Genomic DNA, 1,227 nt, shown 5'->3' on the forward strand with positions numbered 1-1,227 from the left:
GGCAGCACACAGAAGCAGAGGGAGGCTGGGTAGAACTGGGCAAGGAAAAGGCCAGCGTAATGATGCACGGCGTTTCTCTGCCCAGTTCTACCCAGCCTCCCTCTGCTTCTGTGTGCTGCCTGCATCTGCGCGGCGAAGCCGCGCAGACCGTTTCAACAAGATACAGCCTTAAAGAACACACCGCAGCCGCGGCCAGCAGGTCGGCACAGGACGAGTCAAGGGCGGCGAACGAGTGCGCCCGCTTTGGCGCACTCGTGGAGCCGTTCACGAGCTTTTTGCCCTTGCAAAAAGCGACGCCCTTGACGCGGATGCGTTAAAAGAGTGGAGAGGGGGTTCGGGGGAAAGAGCGCAGCGGTTCCCCCGCCAACGCTGGTGACAAGCAACAACCCACGCATTTTCACGAGGCCGCCTTGGCCTGTTATTTGCCAGCGTGGCGCAGAGCGTGTAGATAGGGTGCCTATCGGCAACCCTGCAGGATGATTCCGTGACCGTTTACCGCTCTCTCACGCACGACATTGCGGTTGAAGCCGAGGCGTTTTTTCTCGAAGATCGCTCGATGCCCGAAGACGGCGTGTTTCTGTGGGCGTATCGCATGCGCATCGTTAACCAAGGCACGCAGAACGTTCGACTGATGGCGCGCTACTGGCGCATTATCGACGCCGCTGGACGCCTGCACGAGGTGCGCGGCACGGGCGTGATCGGCGAGCAGCCGACGATTGCGCCGGGCGGTAATTTTTCTTACGTCTCGAGCACGCCGCTGCCCACGCCGTCGGGCACGATGGAGGGCGTCTATAGCATGGAGACCGACGCCGGCCAACGGATCGAGATTGATATTCCCGCGTTCGCCCTCGAGAGCCCGTACGAGCGGCATCCGGTGCATTGAGCCATGACCGCCGTGCCGCCCAGTGATATTCTAGAGCACATCCGCGCCTATAAACTCAACGAGGTGGCGCAGCGGCGCGCGGCTGTGTCCGAAACTCAGCTGCAGCAACGCCTTGCCGATTTGCCGCCGCCACGCGGCTTTGCTCAGGCGCTGCGGCAACAGGTGGCGAGCTCTGGACGTGCGATCATCGCCGAGTTCAAACGCGCCTCCCCCTCGCGCGGGGTGATCCGCGGCGACCTGCAGCCCGACGACGTCGCCCGCGCCTATGCCCGCTCTGGCGCCGCGTGCTTGTCGGTGCTGACCGACGGACCTTCGTTTCAAGGCTCCGATGCCGATCTGATTGC

General features: G+C 62.8%; 2 protein-coding genes. Both read left to right on the forward strand.

Annotation, left to right across the window (positions count from 1 at the left end):
* Positions 1 to 484: 484 nt before the first annotated feature.
* Positions 485 to 883 (forward strand): Co2+/Mg2+ efflux protein ApaG, encoded by a 399-nt coding sequence (gene apaG / locus EB084_25995; protein NDD31717.1) that lies wholly within the window; start codon positions 485 to 487, stop codon positions 881 to 883.
* Positions 884 to 886: 3 nt separating this feature from the next.
* Positions 887 to 1,227: indole-3-glycerol-phosphate synthase TrpC (locus tag EB084_26000; GenBank protein ID NDD31718.1), on the forward strand; the 341-nt coding region annotated here is incomplete at its 3' end.

This window comes from Pseudomonadota bacterium (genome assembly GCA_010028905.1).
In the GTDB taxonomy this organism is placed as follows: domain Bacteria; phylum Vulcanimicrobiota; class Xenobia; order RGZZ01; family RGZZ01; genus RGZZ01.